The sequence below is a fragment of the Micromonospora sp. NPDC005367 genome (assembly GCF_040606825.1).
Classification (GTDB): Bacteria; Actinomycetota; Actinomycetes; order Mycobacteriales; family Micromonosporaceae; genus Micromonospora.
In genome coordinates this window covers 27,323-51,811 of record NZ_JBEXFP010000031.1, presented here as the reverse complement: position 1 = coordinate 51,811, position 24,489 = coordinate 27,323, and the positions used below count along the sequence as shown (strand labels likewise).

The 24,489-nt window shown below is 71.8% G+C and carries 24 protein-coding genes; 12 read left to right on the top strand and 12 right to left on the bottom strand.

Going from position 1 to position 24,489, the window contains the following annotated elements:
- Positions 1–10 precede the first annotated feature (10 nt).
- Positions 11–1,210, bottom strand: coding sequence for a quinolinate synthase NadA (nadA, locus tag ABZS42_RS21110; RefSeq protein ID WP_355147717.1), 1,200 nt, complete (start codon positions 1,208–1,210; stop codon positions 11–13).
- A 68-nt stretch (positions 1,211–1,278) separates the two neighbouring features.
- Here nadA and ABZS42_RS21105 point away from each other — a divergent pair, with 68 nt between their 5' ends.
- From ABZS42_RS21105 to ABZS42_RS21095, 3 genes are all read left to right on the top strand, one after another.
- A complete protein-coding gene (locus ABZS42_RS21105) occupies positions 1,279–2,424 on the top strand; it encodes a glycerate kinase (protein WP_355147715.1) in 1,146 nt (381 codons plus the stop codon).
- Positions 2,425–2,577: 153 nt separating this feature from the next.
- Entirely contained in the window at positions 2,578–2,946 is a 369-nt protein-coding gene (gene erpA / locus ABZS42_RS21100) for an iron-sulfur cluster insertion protein ErpA (protein ID WP_355147713.1), read from the top strand.
- Positions 2,947–3,103: 157 nt separating this feature from the next.
- Positions 3,104–4,081, top strand: a complete 978-nt coding sequence (locus ABZS42_RS21095) for a carbohydrate kinase family protein (RefSeq protein ID WP_355147711.1) — start codon at positions 3,104–3,106, stop codon at positions 4,079–4,081.
- Positions 4,082–4,117: 36 nt separating this feature from the next.
- On the opposite strand, the gene ABZS42_RS21090 is transcribed toward ABZS42_RS21095, so the two are convergent.
- Together ABZS42_RS21090 and ABZS42_RS21085 are read right to left on the bottom strand one after the other, a co-directional pair.
- A complete protein-coding gene (locus ABZS42_RS21090) occupies positions 4,118–4,351 on the bottom strand; it encodes a sulfurtransferase TusA family protein (protein ID WP_076468020.1) in 234 nt (77 codons plus the stop codon).
- Positions 4,348–5,499, bottom strand: coding sequence for an aminotransferase class V-fold PLP-dependent enzyme (locus ABZS42_RS21085; RefSeq protein WP_355147709.1), 1,152 nt, complete (start codon positions 5,497–5,499; stop codon positions 4,348–4,350). The genes ABZS42_RS21090 and ABZS42_RS21085 overlap by 4 nt, the downstream gene beginning before the upstream one ends.
- Positions 5,500–5,698: 199 nt before the next feature.
- On the opposite strand from ABZS42_RS21085, the gene coxB reads away from it, so the two are divergent.
- Both coxB and ABZS42_RS21075 read left to right on the top strand, forming a co-directional pair.
- Positions 5,699–6,658 carry a cytochrome c oxidase subunit II gene (coxB, locus tag ABZS42_RS21080; RefSeq protein WP_355147707.1) on the top strand — a complete coding sequence of 320 codons (960 nt, stop codon included), beginning with the start codon at positions 5,699–5,701 and terminating at the stop codon, positions 6,656–6,658.
- Positions 6,659–6,668: 10 nt separating this feature from the next.
- Positions 6,669–7,094 carry a cytochrome c oxidase subunit 4 gene (locus ABZS42_RS21075; RefSeq protein ID WP_355147706.1) on the top strand — a complete coding sequence of 142 codons (426 nt, stop codon included), beginning with the start codon at positions 6,669–6,671 and terminating at the stop codon, positions 7,092–7,094.
- A gap of 924 nt (positions 7,095–8,018) precedes the next feature.
- Here ABZS42_RS21075 and ABZS42_RS21070 read toward each other — a convergent pair.
- The 4 genes from ABZS42_RS21070 to ABZS42_RS21055 all read right to left on the bottom strand — a co-directional run bounded on the left by ABZS42_RS21070 (position 8,019) and on the right by ABZS42_RS21055 (position 11,012).
- Positions 8,019–8,225, bottom strand: coding sequence for a hypothetical protein (locus ABZS42_RS21070; RefSeq protein ID WP_355147704.1), 207 nt, complete (start codon positions 8,223–8,225; stop codon positions 8,019–8,021).
- 168 nt (positions 8,226–8,393) lie between these two features.
- Positions 8,394–9,440: an anthranilate phosphoribosyltransferase gene (trpD, locus tag ABZS42_RS21065; protein WP_355147702.1), complete on the bottom strand. Its 1,047-nt coding sequence runs from the start codon at positions 9,438–9,440 to the stop codon at positions 8,394–8,396.
- 86 nt (positions 9,441–9,526) lie between these two features.
- Positions 9,527–9,922 (bottom strand): hypothetical protein, encoded by a 396-nt coding sequence (locus tag ABZS42_RS21060; protein WP_076468010.1) that lies wholly within the window; start codon positions 9,920–9,922, stop codon positions 9,527–9,529.
- A 187-nt stretch (positions 9,923–10,109) separates the two neighbouring features.
- Positions 10,110–11,012: a cytochrome c oxidase assembly protein gene (locus tag ABZS42_RS21055; RefSeq protein WP_355147761.1), complete on the bottom strand. Its 903-nt coding sequence runs from the start codon at positions 11,010–11,012 to the stop codon at positions 10,110–10,112.
- A gap of 189 nt (positions 11,013–11,201) precedes the next feature.
- Between ABZS42_RS21055 and ABZS42_RS21050 the strand changes: the two genes are divergently transcribed.
- The 5 genes from ABZS42_RS21050 to ABZS42_RS21030 all read left to right on the top strand — a co-directional run bounded on the left by ABZS42_RS21050 (position 11,202) and on the right by ABZS42_RS21030 (position 16,423).
- Entirely contained in the window at positions 11,202–11,801 is a 600-nt protein-coding gene (locus ABZS42_RS21050; RefSeq protein WP_120678320.1) for a heme-copper oxidase subunit III, read from the top strand.
- Positions 11,802–11,871: 70 nt separating this feature from the next.
- Positions 11,872–12,708, top strand: coding sequence for a cytochrome c (locus ABZS42_RS21045; RefSeq protein ID WP_355147699.1), 837 nt, complete (start codon positions 11,872–11,874; stop codon positions 12,706–12,708).
- A 67-nt stretch (positions 12,709–12,775) separates the two neighbouring features.
- Positions 12,776–13,864 carry a Rieske 2Fe-2S domain-containing protein gene (locus ABZS42_RS21040; RefSeq protein WP_355147697.1) on the top strand — a complete coding sequence of 363 codons (1,089 nt, stop codon included), beginning with the start codon at positions 12,776–12,778 and terminating at the stop codon, positions 13,862–13,864.
- The gene (locus tag ABZS42_RS21035; RefSeq protein WP_355147695.1) at positions 13,861–15,489 is read left to right on the top strand and encodes a cytochrome b N-terminal domain-containing protein; all 1,629 of its coding nucleotides are present in this window, start codon (positions 13,861–13,863) and stop codon (positions 15,487–15,489) included. Before ABZS42_RS21040 ends, ABZS42_RS21035 begins: the two co-directional genes overlap by 4 nt.
- A gap of 211 nt (positions 15,490–15,700) precedes the next feature.
- On the top strand, positions 15,701–16,423 hold the full coding sequence (locus ABZS42_RS21030; RefSeq protein ID WP_355147693.1) for a DUF4142 domain-containing protein: 723 nt from the start codon (positions 15,701–15,703) through the stop codon (positions 16,421–16,423).
- Between the two features lie 134 nt (positions 16,424–16,557).
- Here ABZS42_RS21030 and ABZS42_RS21025 read toward each other — a convergent pair whose 3' ends face one another.
- The 5 genes from ABZS42_RS21025 to ABZS42_RS21005 form a co-directional block, all read right to left on the bottom strand.
- Positions 16,558–16,845, bottom strand: coding sequence for an Lrp/AsnC ligand binding domain-containing protein (locus tag ABZS42_RS21025; protein ID WP_076467996.1), 288 nt, complete (start codon positions 16,843–16,845; stop codon positions 16,558–16,560).
- On the bottom strand, positions 16,842–17,759 hold the full coding sequence (locus tag ABZS42_RS21020) for a sugar phosphate nucleotidyltransferase (RefSeq protein WP_355147759.1): 918 nt from the start codon (positions 17,757–17,759) through the stop codon (positions 16,842–16,844). The genes ABZS42_RS21025 and ABZS42_RS21020 overlap by 4 nt, the downstream gene beginning before the upstream one ends.
- A gap of 5 nt (positions 17,760–17,764) precedes the next feature.
- A complete protein-coding gene (locus ABZS42_RS21015) occupies positions 17,765–18,307 on the bottom strand; it encodes an NUDIX domain-containing protein (RefSeq protein WP_355147691.1) in 543 nt (180 codons plus the stop codon).
- 52 nt (positions 18,308–18,359) lie between these two features.
- The gene (locus ABZS42_RS21010; RefSeq protein ID WP_355147757.1) at positions 18,360–20,147 is read right to left on the bottom strand and encodes a RelA/SpoT family protein; all 1,788 of its coding nucleotides are present in this window, start codon (positions 20,145–20,147) and stop codon (positions 18,360–18,362) included.
- A 130-nt stretch (positions 20,148–20,277) separates the two neighbouring features.
- Positions 20,278–22,035: a DEDD exonuclease domain-containing protein gene (locus tag ABZS42_RS21005; protein ID WP_355147689.1), complete on the bottom strand. Its 1,758-nt coding sequence runs from the start codon at positions 22,033–22,035 to the stop codon at positions 20,278–20,280.
- 127 nt (positions 22,036–22,162) lie between these two features.
- On the opposite strand from ABZS42_RS21005, the gene ABZS42_RS21000 reads away from it, so the two are divergent.
- Both ABZS42_RS21000 and ABZS42_RS20995 read left to right on the top strand, forming a co-directional pair.
- Positions 22,163–23,647: an NYN domain-containing protein gene (locus ABZS42_RS21000; protein WP_355147687.1), complete on the top strand. Its 1,485-nt coding sequence runs from the start codon at positions 22,163–22,165 to the stop codon at positions 23,645–23,647.
- Positions 23,648–23,946: 299 nt separating this feature from the next.
- Positions 23,947–24,168 (top strand): hypothetical protein, encoded by a 222-nt coding sequence (locus ABZS42_RS20995; RefSeq protein ID WP_355147685.1) that lies wholly within the window; start codon positions 23,947–23,949, stop codon positions 24,166–24,168.
- Positions 24,169–24,489: the final 321 nt, after the last annotated feature.

Sequence of the window (24,489 nt, the reverse complement as noted above, 5' to 3'; positions counted from 1 at the left end):
CGGAACGTGTTCAGTTGGCGGTCGGAGCCGAGGCGCCGACGCCGGGAAGCGCCAGCATCTGGTCCAGCGCCGCGCGGGCGTGCCCGGCGGTGTCCGGATCCACGGTGATCTGGTTCACCGCCCGGCCGGCCACCAGTTCCTCCAGCGCCCACACCAGGTGCGGGAGGTCGATGCGGTTCATGGTCGAGCAGTAGCAGACCGCCCGGTCCAGGAACATGATCTGCTTGTCCGGGTGGGCGAGGGCGAGCCGGCGGACCAGGTTGAGCTCGGTGCCCACCGCCCACGCCGAGCCGGCCGGGGCCGCCTCGATGGTCTTGATGATGTACTCGGTCGAGCCGACGTGATCGGCCGCGGTCACCACCTCGTGCCGGCACTCCGGGTGGACGAGCACGTTCACCCCCGGCACCCGCTCGCGGACGTCGTTGACGCTGTCGAGGGTGAACCGGCCGTGCACCGAGCAGTGCCCGCGCCAGAGGATCATTTTCGCGTCCCGCAGCTGCTCCGGCGTCAGCCCGCCGTTGGGCTTGTGCGGGTCGTAGAGCACGCAGTCGTCGAGCGAGTAGCCCATCTCCAGCACGGCCGTGTTGCGGCCCAGATGCTGGTCGGGCAGGAAGAACACCTTCGAACCCTGCTCGAAGGCCCAGTCCAGTGCGCGCTTCGCGTTCGAGGAGGTGCAGACCACACCCCCGTGCCGGCCGACGAAGCCCTTGATGTCGGCCGAGGAGTTCATGTACGTGACCGGCACCGTCTCCTCGGCGACACCCAGCTCGGTGAGCACGTCCCAGGCGGCCTCGACCTGACCGAGCACGGCCATGTCGGCCATCGAGCACCCGGCGGCCAGGTCCGGCAGGATCACCTTCTGGCTGTCGGTGGTGAGGATGTCGGCGCTCTCCGCCATGAAGTGCACTCCGCAGAAGACGATGTACTCCGCGTCCGGCCGGGCCGCCGCCTCGCGCGCCAACTTGAACGAGTCACCGGTCACGTCGGCGAACTGGATCACCTCGTCGCGCTGGTAGTGATGCCCCAGCACGAACACCTTGCTGCCCAACGCCGCCTTCGCCGCCGCTGCCCGGGCCACCAGGTCGGGGTCACTGGGCGCCGGAAGGTCACCCGGACACTCCACCCCGCGCTCGGTGGCCGGGTCGCTTCCCCGCCCGAGCAGCAGCAGTGCCGTGGCCGTGTTGGAGGGTTCTACCCAGGTAGAAGTCACGTAGGCCATGGTCCCACAGCGCGAACGGCGCGCAGCTTCCGCCGGTGTGTGCTGCCACACTGCTCGGCATGCGCGTTCTGCTCTGCCCGGACAAGTTCGCCGGCACCCTGTCCGCCCCGGAGGTGGCCGCCGCAGTCGCGGCCGGTTGGCGCGAGATCGCCGAGAGTGACGAACTCCTGATCCGACCGCTCGCCGACGGCGGGCCCGGCTTCGTCGACGTGCTCGCCGACGCGCTCGGCGGGCAGCGGGTGGCGGTGCCGATCGTCGATCCGCTCGGGCGTCCGGCGGCCGGTGAGATCCTGCTCACCGGCGACGGCACCGCCTACGTCGAGAGCGCCCAGGCGTGCGGTTTGCACCTGCTCACCCCGCCCGAGCGCGACCCGAAGGCGACCACCTCCTTCGGGCTCGGTCTGCTGGTCGCCGCAGCGGTCGAGCGCGGGGCCGGGCGCGTGGTCGTCGGGCTCGGCGGCTCGGCCACCAACGACGCGGGGGCGGGCATGCTCACCGCGCTGGGCGTCACGCCGCTGGACGGGGCGGGCCTGGCTCTGCCGTACGGCGGTGCGGCGCTGGCCGCCGTCGCCGGGCTCGACGGGGCGCCCCGGCTGCGCGGTGTCGACCTCGTCGCCGCCACCGACGTCGACAACCCGCTGCTCGGGCTGCACGGCGCGAGCAACGTCTTCGGCCCGCAGAAGGGCGCGGACCGGGCCGACGTGCTGCTGCTGGACAGCGCGCTGGAACGCTTCGCGATGGTGCTGGAACGGGACCTGCCCGGCTGCCCGGCGTCGCTCGGTGCGCTTCCGGCTGGCGGGGCGGCCGGCGGGACAGGCGCGGCGATCCTCGCCCTCGGCGGGCGTTGTGAGTCGGGTATCGGCCTGGTCACCCGGGCCCTCGGCCTCGACGCCGCGTTGGACGCCGTCGACCTGGTGATCACGGGCGAGGGCTCGTTCGACCACCAGTCGCTGCGCGGGAAGGTGGTGGCCGGGGTGGCCGGGGCGGCGCGGGACCGGGGCCTGCCCTGCGTGGTGCTGGCCGGTCAGGTGAGCACCGGCCGCCGGGAGGCGGCCGCGGCCGGGGTTACCGACGCGTACAGCCTGGTGGAACACTTCGGGGGTGACGAGCGCGGCCTCGCGGAGGCGCTCAACCGGCCCGCCGACGGCCTGCGGGAGCTCGGCGCGCGGCTGGCCGGGCAGTGGAGCCGCACCCGGCGGGTGTGACCAACGCCGCCCGAGGTGCCCCCGGGTCACGTCCAGGGGTCAACAACGCCCGGACCGGCCTACAATCAGAAATTGGACCACAGTGGGAATCGCTGACCGACGGGTGACGTTGGTCGGGACGACCACACCACGAGCGCGCAGGGAGAATTCCACGTGACCACGCCAGCGCAGACCGAGTCGACCGAGGCCAAGGCCCCTACCACCGTCGTCCTCACCGACGTCGCGGCGCAGAAGGTCAAGGCCCTGATCGAGCAGGAGGGCCGCGACGACCTGCGGCTCCGCGTCGCGGTGCAGCCGGGCGGCTGTTCCGGCCTGCGGTACCAGCTCTTCTTCGACGAGCGCTCCCTCGACGGTGACATCGTCACCGACTTCGACGGTGTCGAGGTCGTCGTGGACCGGATGAGCGCCCCCTACCTGACCGGCGCCACCATCGACTTCGCCGACCGGATCGACGCCCAGGGCTTCACCATCGACAACCCCAACGCGGGCAGCTCCTGCGCCTGCGGTGACTCCTTCAGCTGAGTCGACCTGTACGACGACGGGGCCGCCCACCTGGGCGGCCCCGTCGTCGTTCCGGCGCGGTTCACCCGCAGACGACCGTCGCCCACCGAGCGCGGATACCGCACGTTTGCCGGGCCGGTAGGCTGACCGCGCCCCGCTCCCGACTCCGAGGGTTGACATGAAGATCGCGGTGACCGGCTCGATCGCCACCGACCACCTGATGAGCTTCCCCGGCCGCTTCGCCGACCAGCTCATCGCCGACCAGCTGCACAAGGTGTCGCTCTCCTTCCTGGTGGACGACCTGGTGTTGCGCCGTGGCGGCGTGGCGGCGAACATCGCGTTCGGCATGGGCCAGCTCGGCCTGCACCCGGCGCTCGTCGGCGCGGTCGGCGCCGACTTCGCCGACTACCGCTCCTGGCTGGAGCGGCACGGCGTCGACTGCGACTCGGTGCACGTCAGCGAGGTGGCGCACACCGCCCGCTTCGTCTGCACCACGGACCTCGACATGTGTCAGATTGCCTCCTTCTACGCGGGGGCGATGAGCGAGGCGCGCAACATCGAACTCGGCCCGGTGAATGAGCGCCTCGGCGGCCTCGACCTGGTCCTGGTCGGTGCGAACGACCCCGAGGCGATGCTGCGTCACTCCGCCGAGTGCCGCGAGCGCGGTTACGCCTTCGCCGCCGACCCCTCCCAGCAACTGGCCCGGATGCCCGGGGAGCACGTGGTCGCGCTGATCGACGGCGCCGACTACCTGATGACCAACGACTACGAGAAGTCGCTCCTGCAGAGCAAGGCCGGGCTCAGCGATGACCAGCTGCTCGACCGGGTCAAGGTCCGGGTCACCACGCTCGGCAAGGACGGCGTCGAGATCGCCGGGCGTGACTTCGAGACGATCCACGTGCCCATCGCCCGGGAGATCCGGGCGGTCGACCCGACCGGCGTGGGGGACGGTTTCCGCGCCGGGTTCTTCACCGCGCTCTCCTGGGGGCTCGGCCTGGAACGGGCCGCCCAGGTGGGCTCCCTGCTGGCGACCCTGGTGCTGGAGACCGTCGGTACCCAGGAGTACCAGGTGCGCCGGGATCTCTTCATCAAGCGACTCGGCGAGTCGTACGGCGACGTGGCCGCGGACGAGGTTCGCCCCTACCTGCTGCCCTGACCCACCGGCGGGCCGAGGCGGCCGGCGCGGGCGGGATCAGTGGATGCGGCGTACGTCGTAGGCGGGACCGTCGGGGCCGGTGACCCGGGCCACGAACTCCTGCCCCCGCATCCGGCACCACGCCGGAATGTCGACCGCCGCCGCCGGATCGTCGGCGAGCAGCCGTACGACCGTGCCGACCGGCAGTTCCGGCAGGCGACGGGCCACCGCGATCACCGGTAGCGGGCAGCGCTGGCCACGGCAGTCGAGCACCTCGTCCGGCATGGTCACAGCCCCACCACCCCTGCCTCGGCCCGCAGGTCGGCGACGATCCCGGGCAGTTCGGCGAGGAACCGTTCCACGTCTGCCGCCGACGTGTCCCGGTGCAGCGACACGCGCACGTTGCCGTGCGAGAGCACACCCATCGCCTCCAGCACGTGCGACGGGCGCAGCGTCGAGGAGGTGCACGACGAGCCGGAGGAGACTGCGAAGCCCCGCCGGTCCAGCGCGTGCAGCAACGCCTCGCCGTCGACGTAGAGGCAGGAGAACGTGACCAGGTGCGGTAGCCGGCGCTGCGGGTCACCGACGACCTCCACGTCCGGCACCTCCGCAGCCACCCGGGCCCGGATCCGGTCGACCAGCGGCGCCAGCCGGGCCGCCTCGGCCTCGGCCTCGGCCGCCACCGCGCGCAGGCTCGCCGCCGCGGCCACCACCGCGGGCAGGTTCAGCGCGCCGGGTGTACGGCCCGACTCCCGCTCGTCGGCCGGATAGGGCGACTCCCAGCGGGTGCCCTTGCGCACCACCAGCAGACCCACCCCGGCCGGTCCGCCCCACTTGTGCGCGCTCGCGGTCAGCACCGACCAGCCCGGCGGCACCGGCACCCGGCCCACCGCCTGCGCCGCGTCGACGTAGAGGGGCACCGCGGCGTCGGCGCACGCGGCGGCCGCCTCGGCCACCGGCTGGAGGGTGCCCACCTCGTGGCTGGCGGCGATCAGCGCGGCCAGCGCCACGCCCGGCGCGCGTACCTCGGCCGACCAGACGTCGAGGTCCAGGCCACCGAGCCGGTCCACGGGCACCGAGGCGGCCTCGCCGCCGTCGGCCACGTGCCGTTCGGCCGCGTGCAGCACCGCCGAGTGTTCGATGGCGGAGTGCACCAGCCGGCGACCGGTTCGCCGCCGACCGGCCAGGCCACCCAGCACGGCGGCGTGCGCGGCGGCGGTGCCGCTGGCGGTGAAGGAGAGTTCGTCGGGACGTACGCCGAGGGTTTCGGCGGCTGCGGCCCGGGCCGCGTCGAGCAGTTGGCGCGAGCGGCGAGCCTGCGTGTAGAGCTTGCCCGGGTCGGCCCAGCCGTCCTCGAGAGCGGCGAGCAGGGCCTGCCGGGCCACTGGGTGCAGCGGCGTGGCCGTGGCGGCGTCCAGGTAGACCGGGGAGGCACTCACGGCTGATTACGCTATCTCGCCGAATGAGCCAAGATCCCCCGTTGGGGGGCGGAGAGTGACCCCAACACGGTCGAGCCGGTAATGGTCGAGTAATCTGCGACCGTCGGTGACGCCTTTGCCGCCGGTGCTGTCCGCTCCGTAAACCGGAGGTCGGCAGGACAAGGACAGACACCGCGGCGCGCTAGGGAGGCAGGACCAGGTGGTCGCAAGGAGTTCGGAGGTACGGCCGTCGGCCGTACGGCACAACGCGGGAGCTGGCGGAGGCCGGCGGCGTGGTGCTGGTCGGCTCGCCGGGCTCGGCCTCGGCGGCGCGGCGTTGCTGTTCCTGCTCACGGGCTGTGACGTCGGCAAGACGTTCCACGGTTTCGGGTGGCCGCAGGGCGGCATCACGCCGGAGTCGCACCGGATGTACGACCTCTGGATCGCGTCCTGCATCGCGGCGCTCGCGGTCGGCGTCTTCGTGTGGTTCCTCATCTTCTGGTGCGTGATCCGCTACCGGAAGCGGGGCAACGACCTGCCGGTGCAGACGCGCTACAACATGCCGATGGAGTTCCTCTACACCATCGCGCCGATCCTCGTGGTGTCCGTGCTCTTCTACTACACGGCGATCGTGCAGACCGACGTGAACAAGTTGAGCCGTAACCCCGACGTCACCGTCGAGGTCGTCGCGTTCAAGTGGAACTGGCAGTTCAACTACCGTGACGGCCAGGGCCGGGACGCCAACACCGTCGCGTCGACGCTCGGCACCAGCGAGGTCATCCCGATCCTCGTGCTGCCGACCGACCGGTCCGTCCGGTTCGAGGAGACCAGCCGGGACGTCATCCACTCGTTCTGGGTGCCGGAGCTGCTGTTCAAGCGCGACGTCTTCCCCGGCAACACCCGTAACGTGTTCGAGGTCTCCAGCCTGGACAGCGAGGGCGCCTACGTCGGGCGGTGCGCGGAGCTCTGCGGCACGTACCACGCGTTCATGAACTTCGAGCTGCGGGTCGTGTCGCCGGAGAAGTACGACCAGTTCCTCGCGGCCAAGCGGGACGGCAAGACCACGCAGGAGGCGCTGTCCGCGATCGGTGAGGATCCGTACGCGCAGACCACCGAGCCGTTCGAGACCCGGCGCACGGAGCACAACTTCAACCCGGCCCCGGCCGGTGCGGGACGCTGAGGGAGCGGGCATGAAGACCGAGTGGCGTATCTTCCTGATCGTTGGTGGCTTCCTCCTCGGCATAGCCGTCCTGTATGGCGCCTGGACCGCCGGTGAGAGTGGTCGCGTCGAGTGGGTCGGCACCACCGCCCTGGCGCTGTCCTTCCTCCTCTGCGCGATGTGTGGCGGCTTCTTCTGGTTCGTCTCCCGGCGGATCGACCTGCGTCCGGAGGACCGCCCGGACGCGGAGATCGCCGACGGCGCGGGCGAGGTGGGCTTCTTCAGCCCGGGCAGCTACTGGCCGATCGGGCTGGCGCTCGCCGCCTCCATCGCCGGCCTCGGCCTGGTGTTCTGGCAGTTCTGGCTGCTCGGCGTCGGTCTGGTGGCGGTCATCTTCGCCGCCTGCGGGCTGCTCTTCGAGTACTACTCGGGCACCCGGCGCACCGCGGAGCACTGAGCCGGCCGCATCCTGAACCGCGACGAAAGCCCGCCTCTTCGGAGGCGGGCTTTCGCGTTTCCCGGGTGGGAGAACCACGCCCACCTCTGAGCGACCCGCGCTTGCGCAGGGGCACCGCGGTGCTGTGCTGGGCACTGTCGAGCTGCCCCATTTCTGGGGCACAGGCGGATCGCGCTGGACCTTCACGTGCGGGTCCCCCGGGCGGCCGTCCCTGTGCGTCCGGTGTGCGCGATCCGCCGAGGAGCCCCTGGCCTGCCGGTGGCCGTCCGTTGCCTGTCGGGTGTGCGTGTCGGCCGGGGGATCTCGGTCGCGCTGTCCGTCGGAGGGTCGTGGCGTCGCGCGGAGGATCTCGGTCGCGGCGTCCGGCGGCGTCCCCAGGGACGGTCGCGACGCCACCCGCCGCTGCCCCGTATCCGGGGCAGCCCCACAGCGCTGGTACGACAACCCGACCGCGGCGCCCTGGCGGCCGGTGCGGCGTCGTCCGTCGAACCAGCCTGCGAGGCTGCCGGACCGCCGGGATGGCGACGGCGGTGCGGGGGCCGAACCGTGTCGGCGTTCACAGGGCGGGGCGAACCGTGCCGTGTCGACGGCGGCGCGCGCCGAGGCGTCGCCGGCGTCAGTCGGGCTGGCATCGGTAGCGGCGGGCGGGAAGGCTGACACCGACATCGCGTGGCGGTGCGGCGGGGTGACCAGCGTTTGGGTCGTCAGACGGGTTGCGGCCGTCAGAGGGCCGTGGCGGGTTCCCGGCCACCGAGCAGGCGTGGCGGTGCCGTCAGGGCGCGTGCGTGGCTGTCAGGGGGCGTGCGTGGCCCTCTCAGGGGCGTGTGGCCGTAGGGCGTGTGTGTGGGCCCGCAGGGGTGTGGCGGGTAGCTGGGCAGGTGGGGGCGGGGTCGCCGGGCGTCGGGTCGGCGCGTGGCGGGATCGTCAGGCGGCCCGGCGGTGGGCCGGCGCGCGCTGCTCCCTCCGGCTGAGGCGAGGCGCGTGGAACGTGAACGTGGCGATCAGCAGGGCGTCGCCGCAGCGGGTGCAGACCAGCTCGGGGCAGTCGACACCGTGCCCGTCGACGCACGGTGGCGTCTCGAACTGCTGAACGCCCTGGCAACCGTCGCAGTACAGCTCACGGTCCGACACGGGCGCCTCCTCTCGCTGCGGTCCGCTCAGGCGACGTCCGGCCGGTCGGGGAAGGACCGGGCGTGGACGTGGTGCTCGAGCGAGGATGAATCACTCCCGTGTAGTTTGGCACGCCCCTCCGACACGACCGGTCGCGCCGGAACACGGGGGACCGGCCGTGGCGGGCGTTCAGAGTGTCTTGGCGACCTCGATCCAGCGCTCCAGAGTGGCGGCCGCCGCACCGGAGTCGATCGACTCGGCGGCGCGAGCCATCCCCGCCCGCAGCGTCTCGACGAGATCACCGTCCAACGGGCCCTGGGTGGCAAGCGCCGCCGCGGCGTTGACCAGGACCGCGTCGCGTACCGGACCGGTCTCGCCGGCCAGCACGCGGCGCGCCACGTCGGCGTTGTAAGGAGCGTCACCGCCCCGCAGGTCGGCGATGGTGGACCGGGCCACCCCCAGGTCGACCGCGTCCAGCAGCGTCTCGCGTACGGAGCCACCCTGCGCCACCCAGATCCGGGTCGGCGCCGCGGTGCTGAACTCGTCGAGCCCGTCCTCGCCCCGCATCACCAGCACCGAGTCGCCTCGGGCGGCGAACACGCCGGCCATCACCTTGGCCATCCGGGGGTCGAAGCAGCCGACCGCGCCGGCCCGCGGGCGCGCCGGGTTGCTCAACGGACCGAGGAAGTTGAACACCGTGGGGACGCCCAGCTCGCGCCGGACCGGGCCGGTGTGCCGCATGCCCGGGTGGAAGCGGGCAGCGAAGCAGAAGCCGATGCCGGCCTCCGTCACGCACCGGGCGACGGCCTCCGGGCCGAGATCCAGCGGTACGCCGAGGTATTCCAGCAGGTCAGCGGTGCCGCACAGGGACGAGGCCGCGCGGTTGCCGTGCTTGACCACCCGCACTCCCGCACCGGCGACCACGAGGGCGGCCATCGTGGAGATGTTCACCGTGTGGGCGAGGTCGCCACCGGTGCCGACCACGTCGAGGGCGGTGGACCGCACCTCGTCGCTCAGCGACACCGGGACCGCCCGGGTGAGCATCGCCTCGACCAACCCGGCCAGCTCGGCCGACGTCTCACCCTTCGCGCGCAGTCCGACGGCGAACCCGGCGACCTGCGCGGCGCTCGCGGCGCCACTCATGATCTCGCCCATCGCCCATGCCGTGTCGGCGGTGGAGAGCTCCTCGCCGCGCAGCAGCGCGTTGAGCAGGTGCGGCCAGGTCCGATCGCCCATCGCGGGCCTCCCGAGCGTGCGGATACGGGTGGGTGAACCGGCGCCGGTCGGTCCGGCGCCGTGGGTCGGTGCCGGAGCGGGGGACGTCAGGCGGGTGCGTGCGTCCGCAGCAGCTCGGCCACCGTGTTACCGGTGGTCACCGGGTCGAGTGGGTGCACCAGGGTGGCGTCGACCTCGGCGTACGCGGCGAGCCATCGGTCCGCGGCGCGGGCGATCACCACGCAGGTCGGGGGCGCGTCGGCTCGGTCGTCCTTGATCTGGCGGGCGATTCCGATGCCACCGCCCGGGGTCGCCTCGCCGTCGAGCAGAAGCAGGTCGATCTCGTAGTCGTCGACCAGCCGGACGACCTCCGCATAGCTGGAGGCTTCGACGAACTCGAGCTGGAGGCCGGGCGCGGGCCGGGTGCCGACGGCCAGCCGCATCCGGTCCCGGACCTGCGGGTCGTCGCTGTAGAGCACGACGGTGCACTCACGATCGCTCATGCCGACACTCCGCTTCGCTGCGTGCCGTCCTGAGGCACCCTTGCACTGAGCTTGATGATTCGCTCGCCGCGCTCGCTCATCGCTAGACAGGCTCCCACCTCGTAGCTGCCCGCCGATCGTACCGGTCGACGTGACACAGCCGACATCCCGCCCGGCGTCCGCCGGCCGCGGATGCTCCCGGTGCAGCTCAGGCCGTCGACTCCGCGGCGCGCTCGCGGGCCTCCTGGCGGTCGAGCTCGCGGTCGATGCGGCGGGCCTCCCGCTCGGATTGCTTGATCCACTGAACGACCAGAACGGCGAGCATCGTCACACTGACGAACTCGCCACCGGCCCAGAGGATGCCGCCGGCGAGCATCTGATCGTCCCAGGGGTCGGCCCAGCCGAGGTTGAGCGAGGGGTACCAGTCGCCGCCGAAGAGCGTGGTGCTCTGCATGACGGTGAGCCCGAGCACGGTGTGGAACGGCACCGAAAGCACCATCAGCAGCGCGCGGGCCGGATACGGCCAGCGACCGGGCAGCGGGTCGAGGCCGAGCAGCGGCCAGAAGAACACGCAGCCGGTCATGATGAAGTGCGCGTGCACCAGTTCGTGCGCCCAGGCGTGCTCCAGCGTGTACCGGTACAGGTCGCTGAAGTAGAGCACGAACGGGTTGACCACGAAGATGGCGAACGCCACCAGCGGGAAGCTGTAGATCCGGGCGATCCGGCTGTGCACGATCGCCAGCAGCCGCTTGCGGGGTCGCTGCGGCAGGGTGCGCAGGGCGAGCGTCATCGGCGCGCCCACTGCCAGGAAGATCGGCGCCACCATCGACAGCATCATGTGCTGGACCATGTGCACGCTCAGCAGCGCCGTGTCGTACGCGTGCAGACCGCTCACCGTGACCAGCGCGATCCCACCGAGGCCGGGCCCGAGGAAGAAGACGGTTCGCGAAACCGGCCAGTGGTCGCCGCGCATCCGCAGCCGGTGTACGCCGTAGAGGTAGAGGCCGGCGGCGAGCACCAGGCCGAGCGCCAGCCAGCTGTCCAACCGGGTCTCGGTCAGGACGGCGCCGATGGTGAACGGCGGCGGGATCGCCTCGCCGCCGGCCGCGATCGGTGGCGTGGTCGAGACGGCCCCGGCGACGTACGACGAGGTAGTCGAGGTGGCGGCGAAGATCGGATCGACGTGCAGCACGCTTTTCAGGCTAGGCCAGGCGAACCGGACGACCACTATCGGGCCACCCTGACCACCGGTTTGGCCCCCCGCTGATCGTGGGTGCCGGTCAGGGGCAATAATGACCGCGTGACTGCGGCCCCAGCCATTGACAAGAGCCGGATCCACTCTCTGACTCGACCGAACATGGTCAGCGTCGGGACGATCGTGTGGCTCTCCAGCGAACTCATGTTCTTCGCGGCGCTGTTCGCGATGTACTTCTCCATCCGCGCGGCGGCGCCGGAGCAGTGGGCGAAGCACACCGAGCACCTGAACATCCCGTACGCGACCACGTTCACGGTGATCCTGGTGTTGTCCTCGGTGACCTGCCAGCTCGGCGTCTTCGCGGCGGAGCGGGGTGACGTGCACGCGCTACGGCGCTGGTTCACGATCACCTTCGTGATGGGTCTGATCTTCGTGCTTGGCCAGCTGAACGAGTACCGCACGCTGGTGCACGAAGGCGTGAAGATCAACGAAGACGGCTACGGGTCGATGTTCTACCTGACCACTGGCTTCCACGGTCTGCACGTGACCGGCGGTCTGGTCGCCTTCATCATCTTCATGATCCGCACCACCATGGGTCGGTTCACGCCGGCTCAGGCCACCTCGGCGATCGTCGTGTCGTACTACTGGCACTTCGTCGATGTGGTGTGGATCGCGCTGTACGCCATGATCTACTGGCTTCAGTGATCTTGGCGCATCACGAACCGCGCCGTTGCTCCGTCCCCTGAGAAGGTCCAACCGGTTAAGGACACAGGTCATGACTTCTGACAACGACCGCCGACGCGGTCTGCTCGCGCGGCTGCGCGGGCGGCCCGCGGCGCGCAGCAGGGGCCGCCGCCGGCTGGGTGCCGCGGTCCGGCTGCTCGCCGCGCTGACGCTCGCCGGCGGCGCCTACACCCTTTTTGCCCCCGGCGCGCAGGCCCAGGACGCTCCGCCGATGAGCAGCGCCGCTGCCGAGGGCAAGGCGCTGTTCGACGTGAGCTGCGTGACCTGCCACGGTCGCAACGCGCAGGGTGTCGAGGGACGAGGGCCGAGTCTGATCGGCGTCGGCGAGGCCGCTGTCGAGTTCCAGGTCAGCAGCGGCCGGATGCCGCTGGCGCGCCAGGAGGCTCAGGCGCACCGCAAGCCGCCGCTGTTCACGGACGAGCAGACTCGCCAGCTCGCCCAGTACATCCAGGAGCTCGGCGGTGGCCCGGAGCTGCCGGAGGGCACCAACCTGCACTCCGACGGCGACGTCGCGGCCGGTGGTGAGCTGTTCCGGATCAACTGCTCGCAGTGCCACGCCTTCGGCGCCGGCGGCGGCGCGCTCTCCTCGGGCAAGTTCGCCCCGAGTCTGCGCCCGGCAACTGACCGGCAGATCTACGCCGCGATGCTCAGCGGCCCGCAGAACATGCCGGTGTTCGGCGACAACCAGCTCCGGCCGGAGCAGAAGGCCGACATCATCGCCTACGTCCAGGAGACCCTGAAGCACGACCAGGACCCGGGTGGTTTCAACCTGGGCCGGTACGGCCCCTCCACCGAGGGTCTGGCGATCTTCCTGGTCGGCATCGTCGCGCTCGTCTTCACCAGCCTGTGGATTGCGGGCAAGTCGTGACCGAGCGGACTCTTCGATCCAGTGCTGCGGTGCCGACGCACGGCACCGCCCGTAACGAGGTGACGGCATGAGCACGCACACCGAGCACCAGGCCCAGCAGGGTCGGGAACCGCTCGACGTGAACACCCCCGGGCTTACCCGCTTCGACATCGTCCGCGAGGGCGCCCGCCGGGACGACATCGAGATCGTGCACTACGAGCCGCAGGTCGTACCGGGCACGAAGGCCGAACGCCGGCTCGTCCGGCTGGTCGCCTGGTTCTTCCTGCTCTCCGGCCTGGTGGGGACGGCCTTCCTGGTCATCTACATCTGGTGGCCGTGGGAGTACGCCCCGGGCCGCGGCAGCGACAAGTGGTACAACCCGCTGCTCGGCGTCACCCTCGGCCTCGCCCTGCTCGGCATCGGTTTCGGCATCCTGACCTGGGGCAAGAAGCTGCTGCCCAAGGAGGTGTCGATCCAGGACCGGCACGAGGGTGCGGGCTCCGGGGACAGCGGCACCATCACCGGCCAGACGATGCTCTACATGGTGGACGAGTTCGGCGTGAAGCGTCGTCCGTTGCTCGGCGTGTCGCTGCTGGCAGGTCTCCTACCGGTCGGTGCGGTCGCCGCGGCTCCACTGGTCGGTGGACTGATCTCCAACCCGCACAAGAACAACCAGATGTTCACCACCGGATTCGCCGCGGCGGAGGGCGGCCAGCGGATCCGGCTGGTCCGTGAGGACGGCCGTCCGGTCCGGCCCGCGGACGTCAGCGCGGGCGGTCAGCTGACCGTTTTCCCCGGGATCGAGAACGGCGTGAGCAACCGGCACGCGGACTCGCCGACGTTGCTGATCCACCTGCGGGACGAGGACGCGCGGGAGTCGCGCCAGGCCAACGAGCGGGTCGGCCACGGCGACTACATGTGGGGCAACTACGCGGCGTTCTCGAAGATCTGCACGCACGCGGGCTGCCCAGCGAGCCTCTACGAGCAGCAGACCAACCGGCTGCTCTGTCCGTGCCACCAGTCGCAGTTCCTGATCACCGACAACGCCCGGCCCGTCTTCGGCCCCGCCAGCCGGCGACTGCCGCAGCTGCCGATCGAGGTAGACTCCGAGGGCTTCTTCGTGGCGAAGTCCGACTACACCGAGACCGTCGGGCCAGACTTCTGGGAGCGGCCATGAAGCGTCGTAAGTTCGACCTGGCGGCGGTGCCGGGCAAGGCTGCGGCGGGGGTGGACGACCGCTTCAAGGTGGCGACCCCGCTGCGCGGCCTGCTGAACAAGGTCTTCCCGGACCACTGGTCCTTCCTGCTCGGTGAGATCGCGCTCTTCTCGTTCATCATTCTGCTGCTCACCGGCACCTTCCTGACCTTCTTCTTCGAGCCGTCGATGACCGAGGTGGTCTACAACGGCAGCTACGCCCCGCTGCGTGGCACCCCGATGTCCGCCGCGTACGCCTCCAGCCTGGATCTCTCCTTCGAGGTCCGCGGCGGTCTGATCATGCGGCAGATGCACCACTGGTCGGCGCTGCTGTTCATGGCCTCGATCGTCGTGCACATGCTGCGGATCTTCTTCACCGGCGCGTTCCGCAAGCCGCGTGAGACGAACTGGATCATTGGCTCGCTGCTCTTCTGGGTCGGCTTCCTGGCCGGCTTCACCGGCTACTCGCTGCCGGACGACGGGCTCTCCGGCACCGGTCTGCGGATCGCGTCGGCGATCATGCTGTCCATCCCGGTGATCGGCTCCTGGCTCACCTCGTCGATCTTCGGCGGGGAGTTCCCGGGCACGATCATCATCAGCCGGTTCTTCATCGCGCACGTGCTGCTCATCCCGGCTCTGCTGCTCGCGCTGATCAGCGTCCACCTGGGCCTGGTGTTCACCCAGAAGCACACCCAGTGGCCCGGCCCCGGCCGGACCAACGGCAACGTGGTCGGCGAGCGGTTCTTCCCGCGGTACGCGCTCAAGCAGGGCGGCTTCTTCATGATCGTCTTCGGCGTGATCGCGCTGATGGGCGGTCTGTTCCAGATCAACCCGATCTGGCTCTTCGGCCCGTACGAGGCGTGGGTGGTCTCCGCCGCCAGCCAGCCGGACTGGTACGTCATGTTCCTGGACGGCTCGACCCGGCTCATGCCGGCCTGGCAGATCGACATCCCGCTCGGCGACGGCTATGTGATCCCGCCGCTGTTCTGGCCGACGGTCGTGCTACCCGGCATCCTGGTCGGTCTGTCCACGCTCTATCCGTTCCTGGAGGCCCGGCACCTCAAGGACTACCGGACCCACCACCTGCTCCAGCGGCCTCGCGACGTCCCGGCCCGCACCGCGGTGGGTGCCATGGCGGTCGCGTTCTACCTGGTGCTGACCCTCTCCGGGGCCAACGACGTCATCGCGGACAAGTTCCAGATCAGTTTGAACGCGATGACCTGGGCCGGCCGGGTCGGCCTGCTGATCCTCCCGCCGCTGGCGTACTACGTCACCTACCGGATCTGCCTCGGTCTGCAGCAGCACGACCGTGAGGTGCTGGCGCACGGCGTGGAGACCGGCATCATCCGGCGGATGCCGGACGGCCGGTTCGTCGAGGTGCACCAGCCGTTGAGCGCGCAGGACCACGACGGCCACGGTGCGCTGGAGTACACCGGCTGGGTGGTGCCGAAGAAGATGAACCGGCTCGGCGCCCTCGGCCCGGCGATCCGGGGCTTCTTCTACCCGATCGAGAAGCCGGTCGAGGCGCCGGTCTCGCCGGGGCACCCGCCGGTCGAACCCCGACCGGAGCGCGAGGAGATCAGCAGCGGTTCCGAGTCGCACCGCTGACCTCGACCTCACCTGGACGTGGCGTCTGCCGGATCACCCCGGTGGGCGCCACGTCCCGTTTGTACCCCCGTCGCACCCGCCGGAAGCGGGCTGAGTCGGCGCAGAGCGGACGCCGGCGCCCGACCGGGTCGTCCCCTCGCGCGCGGGGATCGCAGGAATAACCCCGGTGAGCCGGGTATCCGTGCGGTCCAACGTCTCACGGGGAGGAAGCATGTTGGGTATCAAACGTCTCGGCCTGCTGGCCGCGCTGGTGCTGGTCGGTGTCGCGCCGGCCGCCGCAGCGCAGGCCAAGGCACAACCGTCGGAGCAGGACACCCAATACCTGCAGGCGATCCACCAGGTCAACCTGTTCGAGATCACCGCCGGTGAACTGGCCCAGCAGAAGGGCCAGAACCAGCGGGTCAAGGACCTCGGCAAGATGTTCGTGACGGACCACACGCAGCTGGACCAGACGGTGCAGCAGACCGCCTCCCAGCTCAACGTGCAGCTGCCCAAGGGGCCCACCGCTGACCAGCAGGCGGTGATCGACCGGCTGAACAACGCCAGCGGCAAGAACTTCGACAAGGAGTGGGTGACCGCGGAGCTGGCCGGCCACCTGCAGGCCATCCAGGCCACCCAGACGGAGATCTCGCAGGGATCCGAGCAGTCGGTGATCCAGCTGGCGCAGACCGCGCTGCCGGCCCTCCAGACGCACTATGACGAGCTGGTCCAGCTGGCTCAGCAGCTGGGCATTCCGGTCCCGCAGGCCAGCGCCTCCGGTACGCCGAGCCCCAGCGGCACGGGGACCGAGTCGCCGGCTCCGGGCGGTACGGAGACCGAGTCGCCGGCTCCGGGCGGTACGGAGACCGAGTCGCCGGCTCCGGGCGGTACCGAGACCGAGTCGCCCGCTCCGGGCGGCGGCACCACCGAGGCCCCGGCTCCGGGCGTGAGCTGACCTCGGGAAACACGAACGGCCGGTCCATCGGGCGATGGACCGGCCGTTGCTCGTCCACCGTCAGCCGCCCGGTCCGGGAGCATCACGCCGGCCACGGCCGAGCCTGGCCGCGGCGGCCGGCGAAGGCGGGGTGGTCAGTCGGCGTTGGCCAGACCGATCGCGAACGCCTCCTCGAGGTCGTGCTGGGAGTACGCCCGGAACGCGATGTGCGACTCGGTGTTGCTCACTCCCGGCACCTTCGAGATGCTGCCCGCGATCACCTCGGCGATCTGGTCGAACTCGCGTACGCGGACCACGGCGATCAGGTCGACGTGACCGGCGACCGAGTAGACCTCGCTGACGCCGGGAAGGTTGGCCAGGGTCTCGGCCACCTCGGGAATGGAGTCGGTGGCACAGTCGATCAGCACGATCGCGGTGATCACGGGAAGGTTCTCCGTTCGTCGACGTCGTCGCTCACTCTAGGGCCTGTCCAATGAGACCACGCCCGGCCGGCCGGCACGGTCAGGTCGTCGCCGGCCCGGATCACCTCGTGCAGCCGCTCGCCGGCCCGCACCGTCGCGCCGGGCCAGACCACCGAACGGACGACCTCGCCGTGTACCACTGCGCCCGCCCCGACCACCGACTCCCGGCAGCGCCCGGTGACCGTGGCGGCCGGATCGACCAGGGCGTCACCGCCGGCCGCGTGCAGGTTGGCCGCCAGGTAGTCGGCCGGGGTGCCGGTGTCGTAGAAGGTGCCACGGTAGGGGATCACCCGTAGCGCGCCCGCCGTCTCGGCCGGTCGCCACACGGCGCGTACCAGGTCGCCGAATTCGACCGGCAGGTCGCGGACGAGCCGCCAGGGCAGTAGTGAGAACCCGGTGAACGCGTACCCGGCGAACGTCCCGGGGGCGCCGGGATCGGCGGCCGGCTGACCCAACAGTCGTACCTCGTTCCCGTCCCAGCCGGCGAGCAGCGCCGCGATGTCCGGTCCGGGTTCGGCGGCCGGGTCGGCGAGGTACGCGTCGGCGTTGCCGACCAGCACCGGTCGCCCGGCGATCCAGTCCTTCAGCTTCGCGACCCCGCCCGCGGTGCCGAGCGGGTCACCCGGCTCGACCGAGAGGTGGGCGCGGTTCCCGACGTGCTCGACCACCTGGTCGGCCAGGTAGCAGGCGTTCACCGCGACCCGGGCCGGCCCGGACGGACCGAGTCCGGCGATCCGGGCGAGCGCCCGGTCAAGCAGCGACACGTTTCCGACCGGGCAGAGCGCCTTGGGCGTCCGCTCGGTGAGCGGCCGTAGCCGGGTCCCCTCACCGGCGGCGAGCACCACCGCACAGAGGTCGTCCACGCCGGCCGGCAGCACGCTCACACCTTCGTGTCGGGTACGGGCGGCGGGAACTGCCCCACCAGGGGGCCGATGCCGTAGTGCGCGAGCAGGCGGGCCGTCGCCCAGCTGAGCTGGGGCAGGTCGTCCAGCGGATGCCAAGCGGCCTCGAAGACCTCGGCGCCGTCGACCTTCAGCTCGGTGGTGGACGCCGGCACCTCCGCGGTGAAGACGACGTCCACCCAGCCCTTGGCGTGCACGACCGCGTTGGGTACGGCCGGACTGAGCTGGGTGGGGGAGAGCCGGATGCCGGACTCCTCGTACAATTCACGGGCCGCGCCGACCACCGGGGCCTCACGCCGTTGCAGCAGCCCGGCGGGCAGCGTCCAGCCCTTGCCGGGCGGCTGGCGGAGCAGGAGCAGCCGTCCCGCCCCTTCGGCTTCGGCGTCGCGAACCAGGGTGACCGCGCCGACGATGTACTTCGGTACGGCCAGCCGGACCAGTCGACGGCGTAGCGGCAGCGGCAGCCGGTAGAAGACCTGATAGCCGATGGCCCTGCCGGTGGCGCGCGAGCGGGGGATCATGACATCAGGCTAATGGTCACGAATGCGGCTCGTGCCCGGCGGGGGCTACTGGTCACTGGCGGTGGTCGACGAGATCGATGAGCTGCCGGACCACCTCGTTCGGCTCGATCACCCGGTCGAAAACCGCGACCAGCAGCGTCTCCAGGTCGGGGTAGCCGAGTTCCTCGGCGAGGCGCAGCAGCGGCAGGTCGCTCGCCAGCCCTCGGTTGTGCTGACGGAGCGTGAGTCCGAGGGTGGCCCGGCCGAGGCGCACCTTGTCGTTGATCGAGATGCCCGGTTCGGTGTGTTCGGCGAACCAGCGGTTGATCTGCATCTGCGCGTGCGGGGACTTCACGAAGCTGAGCCACTCCCGGCGAGGACCGCGCGGCGCGGCCTCCGCCTCGAAGCCGTTGTCGGCGTCGTTCTCGGTGAAGATCTCGACGACGTCGCCCTCGTCCAGCTCCGAGGAGAGCGGGGCGAGTCTCCCGTTGATCCGGGCGGCCAGGCAGTGGTCACCCCGGTCGGTGCCGAGCTCGTATGCGAGGTCGACCGGTGTGGCGCCGGCCGGCAGCACGATCTGCCGCCCCTCGGAGAAGACCTCGATCTGGGCCTCGGCCAGGTCGCAGCGCAGCGACTCGAGGAACTGGGCCGGGTCGGCGGCGTCCTGTTCCCAGTCGAGCACCCGGTGCAGCCAGGCGAGCTGTTCGGCGCCGCCCGCGCCGCCGCCCACTCGCGGGAAGCGGTAGTCGGCGGCGATGCCGTACTCGGCAGAGCGGTGCATCTCCTCGGTGCGGATGAGCACCTCGACGGTGCGGTCCCGCGGCCCGCACACGCTGGTGTGCAGAGAGCGGTAGAGGTTGTTCTTGGGCGAGGCGATGTAGTCCTTGAACCGGCCCGGCATCGGGCGCCAGAGCCCGTGGACCGCGCCGAGCGCCGCGTAGCAGTCGGTCGGGGGGCCGTCGACCACCACGGCGATGCGCGGCAGGTCGTACGGGGCGCTGTGATCGCCGGCGACCGTGTCCTTCCAGATCGAGTAGAGGTGCCGGGGGCGGGGCGCCACCTCGGCGTCGACCCGGCCGCGGCGCAGCGCCACCTTGACCTGGGAGACCACCTGGGCGAGGTACGCGTCCCAGCCGGGTCGGTCGTGCACGTGCCGGGCGATGCGGGCGTGCTCCTCTGGGTGCAGGTGCAGCAGCACCACGTCGTCCAGCTCCCGCTTGAGCGTCTGGATGCCGAGCCGGTCGCAGAGCGGGACGAGCACCTCCTCGGTCTTGCGGGCGATCCGCTCTCGGGAGGCGGCCGACCGGACGCCGAGGGTACGCATGTTGTGCAGCCGGTCGGCCAGCTTGATGATCAGGACCCGGACGTCCCGGCCGGCCGCAATGATCATCTTGCGGATCGTCTCGGCCTCGGCGGCCTTGCCGTAGAAGGCCTTGTCGAACTTGGTGACCCCGTCGACCAGGTGGGCCACCTCCGCCCCGAAGTCGTCGGAGAGGGCCTGGAGCGTGTAGCGGGTGTCCTCGACCGTGTCGTGCAGCAGCGCGGCGACGAGGGTGGTGGTGTCCATCCCGAGCTCCGCGCAGATCTGGGCGACCGCGAGCGGGTGGGTGATGTACGGCTCGCCGCTCTTGCGGAACTGCCCGCGGTGCATGGTCTCGGCGATCGCGTACGCCCGGCGCAGCACCGCGGGGTCGGCGCCGGCGTGGATGGCGCGGTGTGCGCGTACCAGCTGGCTGACCGGGTCGGACTCGGTGGTGGGCCAGTTGAGCAGCGACCGGAGTCGGCGGGTCAGTGGCAGGTCACCTGCTCGGGTGGGAAGCGCGCCCCCCAGGGCGGCGCCGTGTCCGGCGTCGACGTCCACGAGGGACACCTCCTCACCCCGGCCCCGCGGCCGCCGGGCGACCGGCAACCGGGAGCAGGCCCACGAATCGGGCAGGAATGCACTTCTCTAACAGCCTAAGGGAGTAGACGTAGTCCGATCGGTCAGTTGGTCATGAGCGTTCGGTCGAGAGTTGATGGGCCGCAGCGGCTTCCGCCTTGGCCAGGAGGCCGCGGAACCGTGCCGCGCCACGTACCGGGGACGACCATCCGGAGGACATCTCGACCAACCGGGTCTCCGGTCGTTCCAACCAGGACAGGATCCGTTCGGACTCCTCCGCGGAGGCGCGGGGGACCGGCCCGTGACCGGGCAGGACCGTCTCGGCGGTGGCCCGGATCGCGGTCAGCGTCGGTCGGGGATGGACGCCCGGCGGGGACACGCCGGCGCCGGCCAACCGGCCGTGCCGGACCAGCGCCAGTTCCCAGCCACCGCCGGCGGCGGGACGGGCCGCGGCCAGCTCGGCGATGCCGGTGAGCGCGGCCAGCCGCTGCATCCGTACCGCCGCGCGCAACAGCGCCACCAGTCGCGCGCGGACCACCGCGGCCTCCTCGTAGCGCTGGTCGCGGGAGAGCGCCTCGATACGGGCCAGCAGAGCGTCCACCACCACCTGCGGGTCGTCGGCGGTCGCCGCGCGGAACGGGGCGGCCGCGTCCTCGTCGTACCTCTCGGGGCTGATCCGGTGCTCGCACGGCGCCGGGCAGCGACCCAGCTCGGCCAGGGCGCAGGCCGGCGTGACAGTACGCAGCGAGAGCCGGTGGGTGCACTGTCGCAACGGCACCGCGTCGTAGAAGCCGGCGGCGGCCAGCTCGGCGGTGCGCCGGGAGGTGAACGGCCCGAGGTAGGCCCGGTCGGTGGGGGCGAGCTCGCGAACCACCGACAGCCGCGGGTAGTGCCCGTCGGTGAGCTTGAGCCAGAGCATCCGCTCCGGATACTTCGACCGACGGTTGTACGGCGGGGCGTGCGCGGCGATCAGCCGCAGCTCCCGGACCTCCGCCTCCAGCGAGTGCGCGCACTCGACCGCCTCGACCCGCTCGGCGGCGGCGAGCATCTCCGAGATCCGGGCCCGCTTCTCCGCCGCGGTGAAGTAGCTGCGAACCCGGGTGGCGATGTCACCGGAGGTGCCGACGTACAGCGGCCGGTCGTCGGCGGCGCGGAAGATGTACACGCCCGGGGACTTCGGCAGCCCCTCGGCCAGGTGCCGCTTGCGGCGCTGGGTGGGGGTGACCGCCTTGGCGAACTCGATCGCGTCGCCGACGGTATCCACCCGGTGCCCGCCGAGCCGGCCGATCAGCGCGTGCAGCACGTCCACGGTCGCCTTGGCGTCGTCCAGGGCGCGGTGACTCGGCGGGGTGGCGGTGCGGAAGTACGCGGCGAGGGTGCCGAGCTTGCGGTTGGGCACTTCGTCGCGGGTCAGTACGCGGCGGGCCAGCGCGGCCGTGTCCAGCACCCGGGGGTTGGGCCAGCGGTAGCCGTGCCGGGCGCAGGCGGCCTTGAGGAAGCCGACGTCGTACGGCGCGTTGTGCGCGACCAGCACGGCGTCGGCGATGAACTCCAGGAAACTCGGCAGCACCTGCTCGATCGGCGGGGCCGGCACCACCATGGCCTCGGTGATACCGGTCAGCACGGTGATGAACGGTGGGATCGGCTGCCCCGGGTTGACCAGGGTGGCGAGCACACCCAGTTCCTCGCCGCCGCGCACCTTGACCGCGCCGATCTCGGTGATCCCACCCTCGTCGGGAGCGCCGCCGGTGGTCTCCAGGTCGACCACCACGAAGGTGGTCGCGTACAGCGGCAGGGCCGGGTCGATACCGCCGCCAGGGGTGGTGTCGAGGCCCGCCAGCGTCTGCTGGACGTACTCCGCCTGTGCCATCCGCGGCACCGTAACGCTCCGGTCCGACACTCCGTTCTCAGCAGTCCCATCAGTCACCACCAGGCTAGGATGAGAGATCGGCTCACTCACCGGGCGGTGGGCCCGGCTGCGGTGGGAGACTTGCCACATGCCCCTCACCGAGCCGTACGACGACCGCCTCCCGCCGGAGGGCCGGGCCGCCGCTGCGCGCGACGAGGGTGTGGTGGGCGGGCCGGCCGGATCGGACGAGGCGGTGACCCCTGCTGACGTCGGCGCCGAGACCGCCACGGACGCTGCCGACCCGGCGGCCGACGGCGGCGGCGCTCCGGAGCCCGAGCCGGTCCTGCCCGAGCCGGTACGGCAGCGGATCGTGACCCTCACCGCCGCGGTGCTGCCCGGTCTCCCCGCCGACGAGGTGCCCGTGCCGCTGCGCCGGGTGGCCAAGTTCGCGCCCAACCGCCGGGCCCGGCTCGGCGCTCCGGCGATCGCCGCCCAGCTCACCGCTGACCCGCTCTTCCGGCAGCGGGTCAGCGCCCGGGTGCTGACCGACGCCGGCGACCTCGGCGCCGCCGTGGTCGAGGGCACCGCCCCGGCCGCCGCCGACCCGGTGGAGGTGGCCGCCCTCGCCTACCTGGCCCGACCGCGCGGCTGGCGGGACCTCATCGAGGCGAGCGGCGCGGCGGTACGCGCCGAGGCGGACAGCGCGGTCGTCGCCGAGCTGGTACGCGAGGCGGAGCAGCGGGCCACCCGGGCCGAGCACGACCGGGCGGTGGCCCGGGTCGAGGCGGAGAAGCTCCGGGACGAGTTGGCCCGGGTCCGTGAGGAGCTCGGTCAGCAGCGTGAGGAGGCCCGGCAGCTGGCCCGTACCCTGCGCGAGACGCAGGCCCGGGAGCGGCGGGCCAACGAGCTGCTCGCCACCGAGCGTGGCCGGGCGGCGCGGGCGACCGCCGACGCCGAGGCGGAGCTGCGCCGGGTCCGGGCCCGGCTGGCCGAGGCCGAGGCCGCCGCCGGCGCGGCCCGCTCCAGCGCCAAGGAGGCCCGTTCGATCGACGACGCCCGGCTATGGCTGCTGCTGGAGACGATCAGCCAGGCCTCGGTCGGGCTGCGCCGCGAGCTGGCGCTCGATCCGGTCGACACCCTCCCGGCCGACTTCGTGGCCGAGGCGTTCGCCGACCAGCCGGGCACCGCGACCGGCGCCGCGACGCGGGCCCGGGACACCGACGACCCGGCCCGGCTGGACCAGCTGCTCGCCCTGCCTCGGGCGCACCTGGTGGTGGACGGCTACAACGTCACCAAGCGCGGTTTCGGCGAGATGTCGCTGGAACAGCAGCGCAAGCGCCTGATCACGGGGCTGGGTGGGATCGCCGCGCAGACCGGCGACGAGGTGACGGTGGTCTTCGACGGCGCCGAGCGCATCCCCGGGCTGCCGCCCACCCCGCGCGGCGTGCGGGTGCTCTTCTCCCGCAAGGGGGAGACCGCCGACGACCTGATCCGGCGTCTGGTCCGCGCCGAGCCGCCCGGCCGGCCGGTGGTGGTGATCTCCTCCGACCGTGAGGTCGCCGACGGAGTACGCCGGCACGGCGCGTACCCGCTCGGCGCGGACTCGCTGCTGCGCCGGCTGGCCCGCTCCTGACCCGCTCCGGGTCGGGTGCTGACCCGCTCCGGGTCGGGTCCTGACCCGCTCCGGGCCCTCGGTTCGCGCACCTGCGCGGCGGGCACCCACCTGCTCGGGTGATCCACTCGCGTTGCATGAAGTCGGGGTGACGCCGTGCCGCTGATGCCCCGACTTCATTGACGTCGAGTTGATCGGCGCGGGTTCGGGGCTCGTTGTCCGGTTCTGTCGTACCCGACGCATAGCGTGGGCATGACCGACGGTGGTCGGGTGGCGACGTTCCGGTCGTCCAGGCCGCCGCAACCCGTCAGGAGGCGTTCATGCTCATCGACTGCGAGCGGTGCCGCATCCGGGGAGCCGGCTGCTCCGGCTGCCTGGTGACCGCCCTGCTCGACGAGGATTCCCCCACGGCCGATCTCGGCCCGGCCGAGCACCGGGCGATCGAGATGTTCGTCCGCGCCGGGTTCGGGGTGGAGGTGCTGCCCGCGCCGCGGCCGCCGGCCGCCCAGCCCCGGCCGCTGCGCCGCCGCCGGATCGCCTGACTCCCACTCCACCGCGCCGACGCCGGCCGGCTCCGGCCCGTCCCCGGGCGGCTCCGGCCCGTCCCCGGGCGGCTCCGGCCCGTCCCCGGGCGGCTCCGGCCCGTCCCCGGCGGGTTCCGGTGAGATCGATCGGGCGGCGCTTCGAGGTGGCGCTTCGAGGTGGCGGCGGCACGACCGGCGATCCGTGGCGCGCACCGGTACGGGGACCGCGGTTGTCGCGTCCCGGCCGCCGCTCGGCGTGAGCGTGCGGGCCACGGCGCCGCGGCGGCGGGCGGGAGCCCTAGGATTGGCGGTCACAGCGGGAGGAGCGCGGAATGACGC